14 protein-coding genes are annotated in these 12874 nt (G+C 62.1%); 12 read left to right on the top strand and 2 right to left on the bottom strand.

The features are described from left to right. Window positions 1–27 precede the first annotated feature (27 nt). Entirely contained in the window at window positions 28–276 is a 249-nt protein-coding gene (locus OVA00_RS23240; protein ID WP_134886329.1) for a hypothetical protein, read from the bottom strand. Between the two features lie 146 nt (window positions 277–422). Here OVA00_RS23240 and OVA00_RS23235 point away from each other — a divergent pair, with 146 nt between their 5' ends. The 12 genes from OVA00_RS23235 to OVA00_RS23180 all read left to right on the top strand — a co-directional run bounded on the left by OVA00_RS23235 (window position 423) and on the right by OVA00_RS23180 (window position 12067). Continuing rightward, window positions 423–1139 (top strand): FadR/GntR family transcriptional regulator, encoded by a 717-nt coding sequence (locus OVA00_RS23235; RefSeq protein WP_268089676.1) that lies wholly within the window; start codon window positions 423–425, stop codon window positions 1137–1139. Further along, on the top strand, window positions 1136–2308 hold the full coding sequence (locus tag OVA00_RS23230; protein WP_034798903.1) for a PLP-dependent transferase: 1173 nt from the start codon (window positions 1136–1138) through the stop codon (window positions 2306–2308). Before OVA00_RS23235 ends, OVA00_RS23230 begins: the two co-directional genes overlap by 4 nt. 69 nt (window positions 2309–2377) lie before the next feature. Next, entirely contained in the window at window positions 2378–3640 is a 1263-nt protein-coding gene (locus OVA00_RS23225; protein WP_034798905.1) for an ABC transporter substrate-binding protein, read from the top strand. A 146-nt stretch (window positions 3641–3786) separates the two neighbouring features. Continuing rightward, window positions 3787–4722: a carbohydrate ABC transporter permease gene (locus OVA00_RS23220; protein WP_051659467.1), complete on the top strand. Its 936-nt coding sequence runs from the start codon at window positions 3787–3789 to the stop codon at window positions 4720–4722. Window positions 4723–4726: 4 nt separating this feature from the next. After that, on the top strand, window positions 4727–5560 hold the full coding sequence (locus tag OVA00_RS23215) for a carbohydrate ABC transporter permease (protein WP_060520333.1): 834 nt from the start codon (window positions 4727–4729) through the stop codon (window positions 5558–5560). An 11-nt stretch (window positions 5561–5571) separates the two neighbouring features. After that, window positions 5572–6639: an ABC transporter ATP-binding protein gene (locus OVA00_RS23210; RefSeq protein ID WP_268089675.1), complete on the top strand. Its 1068-nt coding sequence runs from the start codon at window positions 5572–5574 to the stop codon at window positions 6637–6639. Window positions 6640–6843: 204 nt separating this feature from the next. After that, the gene (locus OVA00_RS23205) at window positions 6844–7230 is read left to right on the top strand and encodes a c-type cytochrome (RefSeq protein WP_034798911.1); all 387 of its coding nucleotides are present in this window, start codon (window positions 6844–6846) and stop codon (window positions 7228–7230) included. Window positions 7231–7470: 240 nt separating this feature from the next. Continuing rightward, window positions 7471–8313, top strand: coding sequence for a cytochrome c oxidase subunit II (locus tag OVA00_RS23200; protein ID WP_034798913.1), 843 nt, complete (start codon window positions 7471–7473; stop codon window positions 8311–8313). A 155-nt stretch (window positions 8314–8468) separates the two neighbouring features. Further along, window positions 8469–10247, top strand: a complete 1779-nt coding sequence (gene ctaD / locus OVA00_RS23195) for a cytochrome c oxidase subunit I (RefSeq protein ID WP_268089674.1) — start codon at window positions 8469–8471, stop codon at window positions 10245–10247. Continuing rightward, the gene (locus OVA00_RS23190) at window positions 10244–10948 is read left to right on the top strand and encodes a cytochrome c oxidase subunit 3 (protein ID WP_112771936.1); all 705 of its coding nucleotides are present in this window, start codon (window positions 10244–10246) and stop codon (window positions 10946–10948) included. Before ctaD ends, OVA00_RS23190 begins: the two co-directional genes overlap by 4 nt. A 12-nt stretch (window positions 10949–10960) precedes the next feature. Beyond that, entirely contained in the window at window positions 10961–11683 is a 723-nt protein-coding gene (locus tag OVA00_RS23185; protein WP_034798919.1) for a heme-copper oxidase subunit III family protein, read from the top strand. A 9-nt stretch (window positions 11684–11692) separates the two neighbouring features. Beyond that, window positions 11693–12067, top strand: coding sequence for a cytochrome C oxidase subunit IV family protein (locus tag OVA00_RS23180; protein WP_268089673.1), 375 nt, complete (start codon window positions 11693–11695; stop codon window positions 12065–12067). Between the two features lie 48 nt (window positions 12068–12115). Here the strand turns inward: OVA00_RS23180 and OVA00_RS23175 are convergent, their stop codons facing one another. Beyond that, a complete protein-coding gene (locus OVA00_RS23175) occupies window positions 12116–12874 on the bottom strand; it encodes an ATP-binding cassette domain-containing protein (protein ID WP_060605260.1) in 759 nt (252 codons plus the stop codon).

Genomic DNA, 12874 nt, shown 5'->3' with positions numbered 1-12874 from the left:
CTTTGCGCTCTTCGTCGAGCCCTGCGGCTATTGAACCGGCCGCTTGCGCGGCTTCGCGAGCTCGCTCCCCTTCTTGCCGGGTTGCTTCTTGTAGACGGGCTGCTGCTCGACCGGTGGCCAGATCCAGTAATAGCCATAGGGCTTGCGCTGGATCCCCTCGTAATACTCGCCCTTCCGCGTCCGCATCTGAGCCTCGGCATCCCCCGCAGCCGCCACCATGACGAAGAACGCGCCGAGCACGGCTGCGACCACGAACTGATATTCCGATTTCATCATCACCAGAGCTCCTTGCCTCCCTTGTCTACGCCTGAGGCGGGCGGGGTCAACAGTTGTGCGTCTATCAGTTCTTGCTTGACGACCCCAACTGGCTTGACCATATTGGTGAGATGTCAGACCAATTTGGCCTCTGGGGAGGGAGCCGAATGAATGAACCGGCAAGAGCGGCACTGATGCCCCTGCCCCCGGCCGACCGGGCTCAGCAGGTGATTGCCGCGTTGGCTGACTACATCGAACAATCGGGCCTGAAACCCGGCGAACGCCTGCCGGCCGAGCGCGAGCTGATGACGGCGCTGGTCGTCGGCCGCTCCACGATCCGTGAGGTCATTCGCCACTTCCAGGCACTCGGCGTCGTCGAGGCGCGCAAGGGCAGCGGCACCTATCTCTTGCGCACGATCTCCGGCGCGACCGTCCATATGCCGCTCACGCTCGACGCGGCGCACCTGCGCGACGTGCTGTTGATGACGCTCGAAGTGCGCCGCGGCATCGAGGTCGAAGCCAACATGGTCGCCGCCCGCCGGCGAACCGATGAAGACCTGAAGATCATCGAAATCAGGCTCAACGAAATGGAGCGCGTGCATATCGCCAAGGGCACGTCGGGGCCGGAAGACCTGGCCTTTCATCTGGCGATCTACGACGCCACCCACAATCCGCTCTTTCGCCAGCTGCTGGAACAGATGCGCGAGGCCTTCGAGCGCTTCTGGGACCATCCTTTCGACCGAACGGACTTCGCCCGTCGCTCCTTCCCGTTCCACCGCACCCTCTTCAACGCGATCGCTGCTCAGGACCCTGAGACCGCGCGCGAAGAAACGCTGAAAATCCTCGCGATCGTCGAGGAAGACATCAAGGAAATGTCCAAATGACCAACGGCCTCGATCCGTTCGACCACGCCTCGCTGATCGTCGCGCATGACGAAGGCCACGCCTTCGACGCCGTCGTGCCGCCGATCGTGCAGACCTCGCTCTTCACCTTCAAGGACTATGACGACATGGTCGCCTCCTACCGGGGCGAGCGCGTGCGGCCGATCTATACCCGCGGCCTCAACCCGACTGTGCGCATGTTCGAGGAGATGCTGGCGAAACTCGAAGGCGGCGAGGACGCGATCGGTTTTGCGAGCGGCATGTCGGCGATCTCCTCGACCGTGCTTTCCTTCGTCGAGCCGGGCGACCGGATCGTTGCCGTCAACCATGTCTATCCCGATGCCTTCCGCCTGTTCGGCACGCATCTGAAGCGCATGAAGATCGAAGTGACCTATGTCGACGGCCGCGACGAGGAAGCGGTCGCCAAGGCGCTGCCCGGCGCCAAGCTCTTCTACATGGAAAGCCCAACGAGTTGGGTAATGGACACCCACGACGTCGCTTCCCTTGCCCGCCTGGCGAAGGACCAGGGCATCATCACCGCGATCGACAACAGCTGGGCGAGCCCGATCTTCCAGCAGCCGATCTCGCTCGGCGTCGATCTCGTCATCCATTCGGCCTCGAAATATCTCGGCGGCCACTCGGACGTCGTCGCCGGCGTCGTCACCGGATCGAAGGAACTGATCGGCCGCATCCGTTCCGAAGCTTATCCCTATCTCGGCGGCAAGCTTTCTCCCTTCGACGCCTGGCTCTTGATCCGCGGTCTGCGTACCTTGCCGATCCGGATGAAGTCGCACGAGCGCTCGGCGCTTGAAGTCGCGCGCCGCCTGCAGGCTCACCCGCTGGTCGAGACCGTCTGCCACCCCGGCCTTGGCAACACGTTGCCGCCGGGCCTTTCCGGCACCTCCGGCCTCTTCTCCTTCATCTTCCGCGAGGGCGTCGACGTCAGGCGCTTCGCGGACCATCTCGAACTCTTCAAGCTCGGCGTGTCCTGGGGCGGGCATGAAAGCCTCATCGTGCCGGGCGAAGTCGTGCTGTCGCAGAAAGCCCAGCCCAATTCCGCGGCCGCCTTCGGCATCTCGCCGCGATCGGTACGGCTCCATGTCGGTCTGGAGGGAACGGAGGCCCTCTGGAGCGATCTCGAAGCGGCGCTCGCCGTCGCTTCGACTGACTGACTGGAGCGGGATGAGGATCCCGGTCCGCCCACTTTGAACCAAAACCAACGAAGAAAAAAGGGAACAGAAATGAAGAAACTGATCACTGCCACGCTTCTCGCCAGCCTCATGGCTGGAAGCGCGCTCGCCGACACCAAACTGAAGCTCGTCGAGGTCATTACCAGCCCCGAGCGCACCGAGACGCTGAAGTCGATCGTCGCCAAGTTCGAGGCCGCCAACCCCGGCACGACGGTCGAGATCATCTCGCTGCCCTGGGGCGAAGCCTTCCAGAAGTTCGCGACCATGGTTTCGGCCGGCGAACTGCCTGACGTCATGGAAATGCCCGACACCTGGCTGTCGCTCTATGCCAACAATGGCATGCTCGAAAGCCTTGAGCCCTACCTCGCCAAGTGGGAACACACCGGCGGCCTGACGGAACGCGCGCTCGAACTCGGCCGCGACGTCAACGACACCGCCTACATGCTGCCTTACGGCTTTTACCTGCGCGCCATGTTCTACAACAAGAAGCTCTTGTCGGAAGCCGGCGTCAACGAGCCGCCGAAGACCATGGACGATTTCGTCAAGGCGTCGGAAGCCGTCTCGAAGCTTCCGGGCAAGTCCGGCTACTGCCTGCGCGGCGGTCCGGGCGGCCTCAACGGCTGGGTGATGTTCGGCGCCACCATGGCCGGCAGCAACACCTTCTTCAATGAGGACGGCACCTCGACCATGAACAGCGAAGGCTGGGTCAAGGGCCTCACCTGGGTGATCGATCTCTACAAGAAGGGGCTGGCGCCGAAGGACAGCGTCAACTGGGGCTTCAACGAAATCGTCGCCGGTTTCTACAGTGGCACCTGCGCCTTCCTCGACCAGGACCCGGATGCTCTGATCGCAATTGCCGAGCGCATGAAATCGGAAGACTTCGGCGTCACCACCATGCCGAAGGGCCCGAGCGGCAAGGCTTTCACAACCATCGGCTTTGCCGGCTGGTCGATGCTGTCGGCAAGCCAGAACAAGGACCTCTCCTGGAAGCTGATCGAGACGCTCGAAGGGCCGGAAGGCAACATCGAGTGGAACAAGCGCACCGGGGCGCTTCCGGTACACAAGTCGGCCGAGAAGGATCCCTTCTATGCCAGCGCGCAGTTCAAGGGCTGGTTCGACGAACTTGCCGACAAGGACGTCGTCCTGACTGTGATGCCGACCTACCTCGAGGAATTCGCCTTCTTCAAGGATTCGCTCGCCATCAAGACGACCCAGGAAGCCTTGCTCGGCGATATCACGCCGCAGCAACTCGCCGACCAGTGGGCCGACTACCTCACCAAGGCACAGCAGAAGTTCCTCGCCAGCAAGAAGTAAGCTTTTGGCCGGCGGCGGTTCGCCGCCGCCGGCCCTCATAACTCTTTGAGCGGAATGAAGTGCGCGCGGTCTCCGCCCTTCCCGCTCCGACCTAGAATCGAGGCACGCCCGAAAAACCGGCGGCCGCACAGGGGAAATTTCGATCGATGGCCTATGTCGCCCGCCAAAGCGGCCTGCCGGCAAGCAGGACGCCGCTGAAGAAGCGCATCGCCGATGGCGCCGCACCCTATCTCTATAGCGCGCCGGCGCTGATCCTGATCGTCACCGTGATGCTGGTGCCGCTGGTGCTCGGCGTCTCCTACGCCTTCCGCGATATCCAGCTCCTGAACCCGTTCTCCGGCGCCTATATCGGTCTTGATCATTTCCGGGCGCTGTCCGAGGACCAGGCCTTCTATCGGGCGTTGCGCAATACGCTCTGGTGGACCGGTGCCTCGGTCTTCTTCCAGTTCGTTTTCGGTCTGATCCTCGCATTGCTGCTCGACAAGCCCTTCTACGGCCGCGGCCTCGCCCAGGCGCTCGTCTTCCTCCCGTGGGCGGTGCCGAGTTTCCTCGCCGGCCTTAACTGGGCCTGGCTGTTCAATCCGGTCGTCGGCCCCCTGCCGCACTGGCTCTTCGGCCTCGGCATCATGAGCGAACCGAACAACATCCTGTCCGACCCGCAGCTTGCCATGTGGGGACCGATCATCGCCAATGTCTGGTGGGGCATACCCTTCTTCGCCATCACGCTGCTAGCAGCCCTTCAGGCGATCCCCCGCGACCTCTACGAGGCCGCCAGCATTGACGGCGCCGGCCCAGTGCAACGTTTCCTGTCGATCACCCTCCCCTTCCTTGCGCCGACGATCGCCATCACCATCCTCTTGCGCACCGTCTGGATCTCCAACTTCGCCGATCTCATCATCGTCATGACCAATGGCGGACCGGCCGACCGCACCCAGATCGTCGCCAGCTACATCTTCACCCAGGCCTTCAAGCGGCTGGATTTCGGTTACGCCTCGGCGATCGCGCTCGTGCTCCTGGCGCTGCTGCTCGCCTATTCGATGCTGATCGTCATCCTGCGGCAATGGCTCCTGAGCAAGGATTGAACCGATGCGCGCCAAACCTCTTTTCCTCATGATCGCGCACCGGCTGGCAATCCTTGCCTACATCGCGTTTGCGCTCTTCCCGCTCTACTGGCTGCTGAAGGTCGCCGTCACGCCCAACGATCTGCTCTACTCCGAAGGCATTCGAATGTGGCCGTCGCGCGCCAGCCTTGAGCACTTCGATTTCGTGCTCCGCCACAGCGCCTTTCCGGTGTTCTTCAAGAACAGCCTGATCGTCTCGGGTTCCACCGCCGTCATCGTCACCATCCTCGCCTCGCTCTCGGGCTACGCCCTGTCGCGCTTCAATTTCCGCGGCAAATACTGGCTGGTGGCGCTGATGCTCCTGACGCAGATGTTCCCGCTGGTCATGCTGGTGGCGCCCATCTTCAAGATCCTCTCGCCGCTCGGGCTGACCAACAGCCTCACCGGCCTTGTCATCGTCTACACCGCCTTCAACGTACCGTTTGCCACCTTCCTGATGCAGTCGTTCTTCGACGGCATCCCGAAGGATCTGGAGGAGGCCGCGATGATCGACGGCGCCACCCAATTCGTCGCCTTCCGCCAGATCATCCTGCCGCTGACGCTGCCCGGCATTGCCGCAACGCTCGGCTTCGTCTTCACCGCAGCTTGGAGCGAGCTACTGTTCTCGCTGATGCTGATCTCCGGCAACGATCAGGCGACGTTCCCCGTCGGGCTTCTGTCCTTCGTGTCGAAGTTCTCCGTCGACTTCGGGCAGATGATGGCCGCCGGCGTGCTCGCGCTCATCCCCGCCTGCCTCTTCTTCCTGCTCATTCAACGCTATCTCGTCCAGGGCCTCACGGCCGGCGCGGTCAAAGGCTGAGGATTGTTCTCATGGCTTCCATCGATATCGCCAATATCCAGAAATCCTACGGCATCCACCCGGTCCTGCACGATGTCGACCTGAAGATCGGCGACGGCGAATTCGTCGTGCTCGTCGGCCCGTCAGGCTGCGGCAAGTCCACGCTACTGCGCATGATCGCCGGGCTCGAAAGCGTGACCTCGGGCGAAATCCGCATCGCCGGAAAACGCGTCAACGAACTGGCCCCGAAGGACCGCGACATCGCCATGGTGTTTCAGTCCTACGCGCTCTATCCGCACATGTCGGTCGCCAAGAACATGAGCTACAGCCTGAGGCTGAGGAAGGTCGCCAAGGAAAAGATCGCAAGCGTCGTCTCGGGCGCTGCCGCAAAGCTCGGTCTCGACCCGCTGCTCGAACGCCGCCCCCGTGCACTTTCGGGCGGACAGCGCCAGCGCGTCGCCATGGGCCGGGCCATCGTGCGCGAACCCAAGGCGTTTCTCTTCGATAAGCCGCTCTCCAACCTCGACGCGCGCCTCCGCGAGCAGATGCGCGCCGAGATCAAGAAGCTGCACAAGGACTTGGGCGCCACCTCGATCTACGTCACCCACGACCAGATCGAGGCTATGACGCTCGCCGATCGCATCGTCGCCATGAACGGCGGCTTCGTCCAGCAGGTCGGAAGCCCTCTTGATCTCTATGACCGCCCGGCCAATCTCTTCGTGGCCGGCTTCATTGGGTCGCCAGGGATGAACTTCTTCGAGGGAACCTATCGCAACGGTACCGCCCCGCGCTTCGAAACCGAAGGCGGCATCATCGTTCCGGCCCAGCCGCATCCTGCCTTGACGGACGGCGCCAGGGCGACGCTCGGCATCCGGCCGGAGCATGTCGAGATCGGCGTCGAAGGCCCGGATGCGCTGAAAGCCAATGTCGACCTGGTCGAACCGACGGGCTTCGGCATCATCCTGCACCTCTCCTTCGGCCGTGCCGGCTTCAAGGCGTTTACCAACGACCGCCGGTTCCTCAACGTTTCCGGCTCGCTGCCCGTACGCCTGCCGGTCGAGCGGCTGCACTTCTTCAACGCCGACGGCAATCGCGTCTGAGCGACGGCAGCGACATGGCGAAAATTTAGGCGCATCCGGCAAGCCGGCCGGCTGCGCCGGTTGACTTCCACAAAGCGAGGCGTACCGTCGTCGTGTCGCAAGTATCAACCGCCGTGGCGCCAACTTAAGAGAAGAAAGCACCGCCAAAACGACAGATTGACGATAGCCTTCCTTGCCTGCGCCCGGCGATATTGAGGAAGTGTCATGCGAATTCTTGTTGTTGCCCTTGCCTTTTCGACAACGATGCTCTGTCCGTTCGCTGCCCTTTCGCAAGAGGGCGATGCGGCCGCCGGAGCCACCGTCTTCAAGAAATGCGCCGTCTGTCATGTGGCCGACAGCGACACCAACAAGGTTGGGCCATCGCTCAACCATCTGTTCGGACGAACGGCAGGCACTCATGCCGACTTCAGCTACTCACCGGCGATGATCGACGCCGGCAAGGGTGGACTCGTCTGGGATGAGGCGCATCTGCGCGACTATCTGCACAATCCAAGGACCAAGGTGAAAGGCACGAAAATGGCCTTTGCCGGTTTGAAAGATGATACGGATATCTCCAACCTCATCGCCTATCTCAAGCAGTATTCGCAGTAACCTGCGGAGACTAAACGCAACCGCTGCTCGCACGGAGGCGGCGAATTGCGACTGTTCGAGGTTCGTGTAATAATTGCAGCTACAGCACCGCGTGTCTGACCAGACGCGCAAAGGTCGCTGTAGAACTTTGAATTCCTGCATGTTTTGCCGTTTGATCGGCGACGATTAACGGAAACATGCAGAAGGCTCTACGGATTGCGTATTCATGCCCACAGCCGGCAGCGGCGAGGAGGGACAGAAATGGCCGTGGTAGTTGTTCTGGTTTTGGTGGCCGTCGGTTCGGTGTTGTTCCATCTGTTGAGCCCATGGTGGTGGACGCCGATCGCGTCCAACTGGAATTACATAGACAATACGCTCATCATCACCTTCTGGATTACCGGCGTCGTCTTCGTCGCCGTCGTGCTTTTCATGGCCTATTGCGTCCTGCGTTTTCGGCATCGCCCGGGAAACCGGGCCGCCTATGAACCGGAAAACAGGAAGCTCGAAGGGTGGCTTGCCGGCGGCACCACGCTCGGCGTCGCCGCCATGCTCACCCCCGGTCTTTTCGTCTGGCACCAGTTCGTGACCGTGCCGGACGGTGCGGCGGAGGTAGAAGTCGTCGGCCAGCAATGGTTGTGGAGCTTCCGGCTGCCCGGCGCCGACGGCAAGCTCGGTACGTCGGAGACCCGCGACATCACCCCGGAAAATTCGCTCGGCCTCAACCGCAACGATGCGGCCGCCCTCGACGACGTCGTCATCGAAGGCGGCGAGCTGCATTTGGAGGTCGGCAAGCCGGTCAAGATCCTGCTGCGATCGGTTGACGTGCTGCATGATTTCTACGTGCCGGAGTTCCGCGCCAAGATGGACATGGTGCCGGGCATGGTCACCTATTTCTGGCTGACGCCGACGCGCACCGGCACGTTCGAGGTGCTGTGCGCCGAACTCTGCGGCACCGGTCACCCACAGATGCGCGGCACCGTCGTCGTCGACAGTGCCGCCGATTATCAAGCCTGGCTCTCGCAACAGACGACATTCTCGCAATTGCAGGCAAAGGCAGGAACGAAAGAAACGGCGCAGGCAGTGAATGCCGCCCCGGCGCAATAACAGGCGCCCCGACGGCCAAAGCGGGATGAGGAAAAGTGCTCGCGATATCCGCCCGCATCCCGCTCGTGAGGAGACGCAATTCCATTGTTGGACGTGCGGAATTGCAGGTTCAAGGCGTTGGATCGAGATGATCCGGTGTTGGGAGGTTCTCGCAGATGGTCGATATCCGGTCAGGCACGGGCGAACAGATTGGCCCCGCGGAAGTGGAGGACGTGGAGCTCTATCATCCCCATAGCTGGTGGACGCGTTATGTCTTCAGCCAGGATGCGAAGATCATCGCCGTGCAATATGCCTCGACCGCGATCGCCATCGGCATGGTCGCCCTCGTGCTCTCCTGGCTGATGCGTCTGCAGCTCGGCTTTCCCGGCGCCTTCGCCTTCATCGATGCGGAACGCTACTACCAGTTCATCACCATGCACGGCATGATCATGGTGATCTATCTGTTGACTGCGCTCTTCCTCGGCGGCTTCGGCAACTACCTGATCCCGCTGATGCTCGGCGCGCGCGACATGGTCTTCCCCTATGCCAACATGCTGAGCTACTGGCTGTATCTGCTGGCCGTCCTCGTGCTCGTCGCGAGCTTCTTTGCACCGGGCGGGCCGACCGGCGCCGGCTGGACGCTCTATCCGCCACAGGCAGTACTTTCCGGCACGCCCGGCGGCAAGGACTGGGGCATCATCTTGATGCTCTCCTCCCTCATCCTCTTCGTCATCGGCTTTACCATGGGTGGCCTCAACTATGTCGTCACCGTGTTGCAGGGGCGCACGCGCGGCATGACCTTGATGCGCATGCCGCTCACCGTCTGGGGCATCTTCACGGCGACGGTGATGGCGCTTCTCGCCTTCCCCGCCCTCTTCGTCGCCTGCGTCATGATGCTGTTCGACCGGGTGCTCGGCACCAGCTTCTTCATGCCGGCGATCGTCGAGATGGGCGAGCAGCTGCAGCATAGCGGCGGCAGCCCGATCATGTTCCAGCACCTCTTCTGGTTCTTCGGCCATCCGGAGGTCTACATCGTCGCCCTGCCCGCCTTCGGCATCGTCTCCGATCTCATCAGCACCCACGCCCGCAAGAACATCTTCGGCTACCGCATGATGGTCTGGGCGATCGTCATCATCGGCGCGCTCTCCTTCATCGTCTGGGCGCACCACATGTATGTCAGCGGCATGAACCCCTATTTCGGCTTCTTCTTCGCCACCACCACCCTGATCATTGCCGTGCCGACGGCGATCAAGGTCTACAACTGGGTGCTGACGCTCTGGCGCGGCGACATCCACCTGACGCTGCCGATGCTGTTCGCGCTCGCCTTCATCGTCACCTTCGTCAATGGCGGGCTGACCGGTCTGTTCCTCGGCAATGTCGTCGTCGATGTGCCGCTCTCCGACACGATGTTCGTCGTGGCCCATTTCCACATGGTCATGGGCGTTGCGCCAATCATGGTGATTTTCGGGGCGATCTATCACTGGTATCCGAAGATCACCGGCCGCATGCTCAACCAGGCGATGGGGCAGATCCACTTCTGGGTCACCTTCGTCGGCGCCTATCTGATCTTCTTCCCGATGCACTATCTCGGGCTGATCGGCATGCCGCGCCGCTACTATGAGATGGGCGAGACCGCCTTCGTGCCGGCATCCGCCCATACGCTCAACGAGTTCATCACCATCATGGCGCTGATCGTCGGCGCCGCCCAGATCGTCTTCCTCTTCAATCTCATCTGGAGCATCCGCCACGGCCGCGAGGCCGGCGGCAACCCCTGGCGGGCAACGACGCTCGAATGGCAGACGCCGGAAACGCCACCGCGGCATGGCAATTGGGGCAAGGACCTGCCGGTCGTCTACCGCTGGCCCTATGACTACAGCGTGCCGGGTGCAGCGGAAGATTTCATTCCGCAGACTGAGCCGGGTTCCGTAGGCCACGCGCCGGAGGGGGCCTCATGAACGTCACCCTCGTCTTCCTGGCGGTGATCTTCGCGATCGCCGCCTGGTGGCTCAGCCGGCAGCGGCTGTTCTCGAAACCCTGGCTGGAGGTCGGCCACGCCCACGACCCCCGTCCGCGCGGTAGGCCTTCGATCCCGCCTGCAAAAATCGGCCTTGGCGTCTTCCTTGCTGTCGTCGCCGCGCTCTTCTCTCTCTTCATCAGCGCCTACTTCATGCGCATGGCCTCCACCGACTGGTGGTCGACGCCGATGCCGAAGATCCTCTGGCTGAACACCGCCATCCTTGCGCTTGGCAGCCTGCTTCTGCATGCGGCCCGCGTCACTGCCGAACAGCATCGTGACGAGGCGAGCCGCACGGCGATGATCGCAGCCCTTGCCGCCGGTCTCGCCTTCCTCGCCGGCCAGGTCTTTGCCTGGCGGGAGTTGACCGACGCTGGCTTCCTGCTCGCCGACAATCCGGCCAACAGCTTCTTCTACATGATCTCGGGCATGCATGGCCTGCACATCCTCGGCGGCCTGTTCGCGCTTACCCGGGTCATCGTCAAGACGCGCACCGGCCCGATGGGCGAAAGGGCCGTGCTGTCGATCACGCTCTGCGCCACCTACTGGCATTTCATGCTGGCCGTATGGCTGGTGCTTTACGCGCTCTTTTCCGGCTGGGCCAACGACTTCGTCGAGCTCTGCCGGTCCCTCTTGACTTGAAGGAGGCAAGGCATGTCCGCCGAGACACATTCGCCTGTCCGAGAACCGCTCCATCGCCCCGCGGGACTTGCCGGCTTTGCCGCCGACTGGGCCTCCGACCAGCGGACGTTCAAGAACGTCTCCTGGGGCAAGGCGATGATGTGGATCTTCCTCTTGAGCGACACCTTCGTCTTCGGCTGTTTCCTCATCGCCTACATGTCGGCGCGCATGTCGACCGCCGTTCCCTGGCCCAATCCGAGCGAGGTCTTCGCCCTGCACATCGGCGGCTCGGACGTGCCGCTGATCCTGATCGCCATCATGACCTTCGTGCTGATCACCTCGAGCGGCACCATGGCCATGGCCGTCAATTTCGGTTACCGGCGCGATCGCAAGAAGACCGCTCTGCTGATGCTGCTGACCGCCCTTTTCGGCGCCACCTTTGTCGGCATGCAAGCGTTCGAATGGACGAAGCTGATCACCGAGGGCGTGCGTCCCTGGGGCAACCCTTGGGGTGCTGCCCAATTCGGCTCGACCTTCTTCATGATCACCGGCTTCCACGGCACCCACGTCACGATCGGCGTCATCTTCCTGCTGATCATCGCGCGAAAAGTCTGGCGCGGCGATTTCGACACTGAACGGCGTGGCTTTTTCACGAGCCGAAGAGGACAATACGAGATCGTCGAGATCACCGGCCTCTACTGGCACTTCGTCGACCTCGTCTGGGTCTTCATTTTCGCATTCTTCTATCTGTGGTGAGGCATGGCCATGACGGAAACGACTGTTCACACCCACGCGGTACCGGCAGCAAAAGTAGAAGGCCACGCACAAACGCACCAGCAACACCCGATCGGTCTTTATCTGGTCGTCTGGCTGCTGCTCTTCGTGCTCAGCACCTTCTCCTACCTCGTCGACTATGTCGGGCTGCAGGGTTATCTCCGGTGGTCGCTGATCCTGATCTTCATGGTACTGAAGGCAGGGCTGATCGTCGCGATCTTCATGCACATGGCCTGGGAACGGCTGGCGCTGATCTACGCGATCCTGCTGCCGCCGCTGCTGGTGCTGGTCTTCGTGGCGCTGATGGTCTCGGAATCGCACTACGTGCTCTTCACCCGCCTCACCTTCTTCGGCGCCGCACCATGATTGCCAACCGGCGCCGCCCCAATGGCGGCACCGCTGGACACATCCGCCTCAGTGTTGCTGAAGCCCGGTGATCATCGCGATGATCTCGTTTTTGTCGGTCTTGGCCGTCTCACGGATGCCGATCTGCTTGCCGCGGCGCAGAACGCAGATGCGGTCTGCGAGCTTGAACACCTGATCGAGGCTATGGCTGATGATCAGTACGCCGATGTTGCGGCTTTTCAGCGATTCGACGATCTCCTCGACCTTGGCGGTTTCGGCAACGCCGAGTGCTGCCGTCGGCTCATCGAGCAGGATCAGCTTGCTCGCCCAATGGGTGGCGCGGGCAATCGCGACGCCCTGGCGCTGGCCGCCCGAGAGGTCGCGGATCGTCGCATGGGCCGAGGGGATGCGGACATCCAGTTCCCTCACTAGCGTTTCCGTCTCGGAAATCATCCGGCGACGGTCGAGCAGGCCGAAACGGTTTACCGGCTCGCGGCCGAGAAACATGTTCATATAGACCGTCTGCTGGTCGGCAAGTGCCAGGTCTTGATAGACGACCTCGATGCCATGGGCGCGCGCCATCGTGGCGTTCGACATCGCCACCGTCTGGTTTTCGATGGTGATCGTTCCCGAGGTCGGCGTGTAAACGCCGGAAATGATCTTGATCAGCGTCGACTTGCCGGCGCCGTTGTCGCCGACGAGCGCCACGATCTCGCCCGGACGGACGTCCAGCGAGAAGTTCTCGATCGCGGTGACGCCGCCAAAGGTCTTGCGGATGTCCTTCAGCTTGAGGACCGGCTCGCGTGCAGAATTCGTGTTCACGTTCAT

Origin of the sequence: Ensifer sp. SL37 (genome assembly GCF_026672675.1) — a bacterium.
GTDB lineage: Bacteria > Pseudomonadota > Alphaproteobacteria > Rhizobiales > Rhizobiaceae > Ensifer > Ensifer adhaerens.
This window is presented reverse-complemented; position numbering and strand designations above follow the sequence as displayed.

What these genes read in the sequence shown, in the direction of transcription:
- OVA00_RS23185 (WP_034798919.1), top strand. Translation starts at nt 10,961, where the DNA reads ATGTCCGCCGAGACACATTCGCCTGTCCGAGAACCGCTCCATCGCCCC.
- OVA00_RS23235 (WP_268089676.1), top strand. Translation starts at nt 423, where the DNA reads ATGAATGAACCGGCAAGAGCGGCACTGATGCCCCTGCCCCCGGCCGAC.
- OVA00_RS23205 (WP_034798911.1), top strand. Translation starts at nt 6,844, where the DNA reads ATGCGAATTCTTGTTGTTGCCCTTGCCTTTTCGACAACGATGCTCTGT.
- OVA00_RS23230 (WP_034798903.1), top strand. Translation starts at nt 1,136, where the DNA reads ATGACCAACGGCCTCGATCCGTTCGACCACGCCTCGCTGATCGTCGCG.
- OVA00_RS23180 (WP_268089673.1), top strand. Translation starts at nt 11,693, where the DNA reads ATGACGGAAACGACTGTTCACACCCACGCGGTACCGGCAGCAAAAGTA.
- OVA00_RS23210 (WP_268089675.1), top strand. Translation starts at nt 5,572, where the DNA reads ATGGCTTCCATCGATATCGCCAATATCCAGAAATCCTACGGCATCCAC.
- OVA00_RS23225 (WP_034798905.1), top strand. Translation starts at nt 2,378, where the DNA reads ATGAAGAAACTGATCACTGCCACGCTTCTCGCCAGCCTCATGGCTGGA.
- OVA00_RS23215 (WP_060520333.1), top strand. Translation starts at nt 4,727, where the DNA reads ATGCGCGCCAAACCTCTTTTCCTCATGATCGCGCACCGGCTGGCAATC.
- OVA00_RS23240 (WP_134886329.1), bottom strand. Translation starts at nt 276, where the DNA reads ATGATGAAATCGGAATATCAGTTCGTGGTCGCAGCCGTGCTCGGCGCG.
- OVA00_RS23200 (WP_034798913.1), top strand. Translation starts at nt 7,471, where the DNA reads ATGGCCGTGGTAGTTGTTCTGGTTTTGGTGGCCGTCGGTTCGGTGTTG.
- OVA00_RS23190 (WP_112771936.1), top strand. Translation starts at nt 10,244, where the DNA reads ATGAACGTCACCCTCGTCTTCCTGGCGGTGATCTTCGCGATCGCCGCC.
- ctaD (WP_268089674.1), top strand. Translation starts at nt 8,469, where the DNA reads ATGGTCGATATCCGGTCAGGCACGGGCGAACAGATTGGCCCCGCGGAA.
- OVA00_RS23220 (WP_051659467.1), top strand. Translation starts at nt 3,787, where the DNA reads ATGGCCTATGTCGCCCGCCAAAGCGGCCTGCCGGCAAGCAGGACGCCG.
- OVA00_RS23175 (WP_060605260.1), bottom strand. Translation starts at nt 12,874, where the DNA reads ATGAACGTGAACACGAATTCTGCACGCGAGCCGGTCCTCAAGCTGAAG.